The sequence below is a fragment of the Candidatus Bandiella numerosa genome, assembly GCF_021811875.1.
GTDB classification, from domain to species: domain Bacteria; phylum Pseudomonadota; class Alphaproteobacteria; order Rickettsiales; family Midichloriaceae; genus Aquirickettsia; species Aquirickettsia numerosa_A.
On the sequence record NZ_JAJBJD010000089.1, the window covers coordinates 1 to 4,465 of the forward strand.

The 4,465-nt window shown below is 30.2% G+C and carries 5 protein-coding genes; 1 reads left to right on the forward strand and 4 read right to left on the reverse strand.

The annotated features are described in order from the left end of the window. Positions 1-165: 165 nt before the first annotated feature. Positions 166-726, forward strand: coding sequence for an IS3 family transposase (locus L8D11_RS03690; protein WP_236870327.1), 561 nt, complete (start codon positions 166-168; stop codon positions 724-726). A gap of 40 nt (positions 727-766) precedes the next feature. Here the strand turns inward: L8D11_RS03690 and L8D11_RS03695 are convergent, their stop codons facing one another. From L8D11_RS03695 to L8D11_RS03710, 4 genes are read right to left on the reverse strand one after another with little or no spacing between them, the layout of a single operon-like run. Then, the gene (locus L8D11_RS03695; RefSeq protein WP_236870328.1) at positions 767-2,458 is read right to left on the reverse strand and encodes a peptidoglycan D,D-transpeptidase FtsI family protein; all 1,692 of its coding nucleotides are present in this window, start codon (positions 2,456-2,458) and stop codon (positions 767-769) included. After that, a complete protein-coding gene (gene ftsL / locus L8D11_RS03700) occupies positions 2,458-2,730 on the reverse strand; it encodes a cell division protein FtsL (protein WP_236870329.1) in 273 nt (90 codons plus the stop codon). The genes L8D11_RS03695 and ftsL overlap by 1 nt, the downstream gene beginning before the upstream one ends. Beyond that, positions 2,727-3,605: a 16S rRNA (cytosine(1402)-N(4))-methyltransferase RsmH gene (rsmH, locus tag L8D11_RS03705; RefSeq protein WP_236870330.1), complete on the reverse strand. Its 879-nt coding sequence runs from the start codon at positions 3,603-3,605 to the stop codon at positions 2,727-2,729. The genes ftsL and rsmH overlap by 4 nt, the downstream gene beginning before the upstream one ends. Before the next feature lie 4 nt (positions 3,606-3,609). Further along, entirely contained in the window at positions 3,610-4,080 is a 471-nt protein-coding gene (locus L8D11_RS03710; RefSeq protein ID WP_236870331.1) for a division/cell wall cluster transcriptional repressor MraZ, read from the reverse strand. Positions 4,081-4,465 lie beyond the last annotated feature (385 nt).

Sequence of the window (4,465 nt, forward strand, 5' to 3'; positions counted from 1 at the left end):
ATACTACCTCGCCTTTTTCTTTTTTTCTTACTATTATTTCAAAATCCATTTGATACCTGTATTGTTTTAGGTCAAAGGTTAGCACTTTTCCTATTTATACGCTATCTAATATTTATGCTTCCTCTTTTCATTCTATCATATATGTTTCTTTCTGCCTATTATGCAATGGTCTTAATTAATAAAAAAGTAGATATGAAAATAATAGAAACAATAAAACAAATACATAAAGCGTCTAAAGGCACATATGGGTATAGAAGGGTTCATGCTGAACTAAAAGAAAATGTAGGATTTATAAATCATAAGAAGGTGGCTAGGCTGATGAGAGAAAATGAAATATTTTCTACAAGAAGGATCAAATTTAAAATAACAACAAAAGCAGCAAAAAGACTTATGAAAATAGATAATTTATTAAAAAGAAATTTTACAGTAGAAGCGCCAAATAAGGTATGGGTATCAGATATAACGTATATTAACACAAAAGAAGGATGGATGTATTTATGTGTAATAATAGATTTATATTCTAGAAAGATAGTAGGATGGCACTGCAGCAGTAGATTAAGTAATGATTTGGTAATTCATAGCTTTATGAAGGCATATTGGAATAGAAAGCCAGGCAAGGATTTGATTTTTCATTCTGATAGAGGATCACAGTATACCTCAAATGATTTTATCAAAGTATTAAAAAACTTAAATGTTAGACAAAGTTTATCTAAAAATGTTGCTTAACTTTGACTCCTTGTTTTGGGGGTCACTTCACAGCTATACTTTAACGTTTGGCAAATCTTTTATACATCGGCTTATAGTCAATATAAAGTGCGTTGCTGATTTTAGGGTCATTATGATCTACTGGTGCGACACCTAATATAGGAGCAATTTTAGATATTATACTTGAGACTACCGGCGCAGCAACCATACCGCCTGTTGCAAAACCATGATTAACACTATTTTGTTTTGGTTCATCAATAAGAATTAAAACTGTATATTTTGGGTCATTTATAGGAAATGCTGCTGCACATAATGCTATATTTATTTTTTTGCTATATCTGCCATTTATAATTTTTTCCGCTGTTCCAGTTTTTGCTCCTACTAAATATTCATCTACATTAGCTTGTTTTGCAAAGCCATTTGTTGCAGTTAATCTCAAGATTTTATTCATTAACAATGAGGTTTGAGGTTTAAATACTTGTATTCCATTATCTTGGTTATTTTTATCCTTTATTATGGTAGCCTTTCTAAGAATTCCCTTATTTACTATGGCTGAAAAAGTTTGAATTAGATGGATTGGAGTTATAGATATGCCATGTCCAAAACTCATTGTAATTGAAGTAAGTTCTTTCCACCTTCTATCAGTTGGAAATATTGGGTTAGATTTTTCTGGAACTTCAACATTAATTTTCGTTAGCAATCCTAATTTTTTAAAATATTCCTTTTGCTTTGAAATGCCAACTTCTTTAATGATATGAGAAACCCCAATATTTGATGAGTACATTAAAATTTCAGGAATTGATAAAATTCCACCTTTACCTCTATAATCTCCAATTTTATAACTACCAATTTTGATAGGCGTGGATACATCAAATGAATCTGTTAGGTTAATTTTACCAGAATCTATGCCCATGGCTAGAGTTATAGGTTTTAATACTGAACCCATTTCATATACGCCTAGAGTTGCCTGGTTAAATAATTTTTTATTTGAAATTTCTTTAATATCATACGGATTAAAATCTGGCAAACTAACGGAACTAATTAGTTCTCCTGTGTTTACGTCCATTATTATGGCAGTACCACCAATTGCATCATGTAATTTTATCGCATCACTTAGTTCTTGTTTCACAGCATATTGCACCCTTGCATCTAGGCTTGTTTGAATATTTGTTTTTGTCGAGTTATTTAAATCAGTATTAAAAGATGATTCTATACCTGATACACCATTATTATCTATGTCTACGAGCCCCACCAAATGTGAAAATAAATTTCCATGAGGATAAATTCTTTTTTGATCGTCTATAAAATGTAGACCTGGAATTCCTAAGTTATGCAATTTCTGTTGTTCTAACGGTGTTAAATGACGTTTCAGCCATACAAAATGGGTATTTTTTACAAGCTTGTCTTCTAACTCGGTAATGTTTATATCAATAACTTTTGAGATGGTTTTTAGTGATTCAACTGAGTAAGTAAAATGTTTAGGGTATATGTATGCTGATGCTGTAGGCAGTGTTGATGCTAAAATGATTCCATTTCTATCAACAATATTATTTCTGATGCTTGCTTTGGTTTCAACAGCATGAGTATTTTGTAAGTCACTATAGCTAAAGATAGATAAATCAAAAATTCTTAATATCAGTGTAAGTAATATTATGAATGTACTGAAAAATACTATTTGTACTCGTCTATGACTTGTTTTAATAACGTCGCAATCAGATTTTTCATTTATGTATATTATTTTTATACTACTCATTATTCATCTAATGTTTGATAATGATTTTTATCTAGACTTTTTAGATTTAGATATTTTTTTTGTAATTTGTTAATTCTTTCAGGGGTTGTTAAATATGCAAACTCAGCTTTAAGTATTTGGATATTATTCTTTTCTTGTGAAATTTGATTATTTAGCCAATTCAATTCCTTGTTTTGAATTATAACTTTTGATTTAATAAAAAATAAAGTTGATATAGCCACAATTAGCACGGTGCTATAAATCATAAATAATAGTGATATTTTTAACTTCATACCATTTTCCTTAAAGCTCTTAATTTAGCTGATCTTGCCCTTGGATTGTTTCTTATTTCTTTATAAAGAGGAGTTATAACTTTTTTATTTATTTTTTCAAAATTTTCTTTAGCGGATAAATCTGTAAAAAATTTTTTAACTATTCTATCTTCCAATGAATGAAATGAAACAACGCATATTATACCTCCTGGTGCTAGCAAAGGTGGTAATTTGCTCAAAGCTAATTCTATGTTTTCTAATTCATTATTGACTGCAATTCTGAGTGCCTGAAAGGTTTTTGTTGCAAAGTGAAGTTTGTCACTATACCTCTTTATTCCAATTGCCTCCACTAATTCAGAGGTGGATTTTATTTTTTCTTTTTGCCTAAATTTTACGATATTCTTAGCAATTATGCGTGATTTCCTCTCCCCTCCAAGTTCATATATTAGATTGGCTAGTTCCTCTTCATATAACGAATTTATTAAATTTGTTGCAGAGGTGGGTAATGAATTATCCATTCTCATATCTAAAGGTCCATCACCACTAAAGGAAAATCCCCTCTCTCTGTTGTCTAATTGCATTGATGAAACTCCTAGGTCAAAAATGATTCCATCAATTTTGCTAATATTTAGCTCTTTTAGAATTATATCAATGTCTTTAAAATTTTTATTTATAAAATTGAATCTATCTTTGTAGGTATTTTTGAAATTATTAGCATATACTTCAGTGTTTTGGTCGCAATCTATACCAATAACTTTGCAACAGGCTTTTTCTAATATTGTTTTACTATAACCACCAGCTCCAAAGGTTGCATCAACATATGTTTTGTCATTTGTTGGGTTTAATACCTCAATGACCTCATTTAATAGCACTGGTATATGATCAAGTTTTTCCATGTTTTTATTCTACTTCTTTTATTTTTGGAGACGAAAAAGAGGTCTCCTTCGCAATTTGTCTTGCTTTTTTATAATAAGTATTAAATTTATCCTTGTCCCAAATTTCAAATGTTAAGCCTTTTCCAACAAAAAATACTTTTTTATTGAATTTTGCAAAATTAACTAATCTTTCTGGGAGTGATACTCTGCCTTTTGAATCTAGTTGCATAGGAACACAATCAGCAAGAACTGCAGTGGCAATTGCATCTCTTTTGTCTGAAAATAACTCCATACCTTCTAAAAAATTTTGTAATTTATTTATTCTTTCAAAAGTACACACTTCAATGCACTCATTAATAAAGGAACTATATGCATAAATCTCCCTGCTAGCTTTATATTCCAAGATATTTCTAAAGCTTGCTGGGATAGAAATTCTATTTTTGTCATCTATTTTACCCTCATAGGTTGAAAGAAAAATAGTACTACCGTTGTTCATTTATTTAAAAATACAAGTAAAAACTTTAGGCTATACCTTACCTCTTTATTATATAGCATAATTTTAGGGGATATAATAGTATTATTTTGGGATATTTTGGGATAAAAAGGGAAAATTTTGTTTTTGGCTTAAAAATTGCTTATTACTAGATTTTACGGTCGTTTTATGATTTACGTTGTAGTAAATATAAAATGGGTGGCACTGAAATACATCAATAAAGATGAAGTAATGGATGAATAAATTAGAAGAATAAATGATAAATGTGCGCCGTGCATGATGTAAGAGTAGAGGGTTCAAGTCCCTCATGGGCTGATATAGAGCTGTCCATTAGCTGAGGCAAGGTTAACTTCGTGAGGAGTTGGCGGAAGGAAGCTGACGGCAAAGT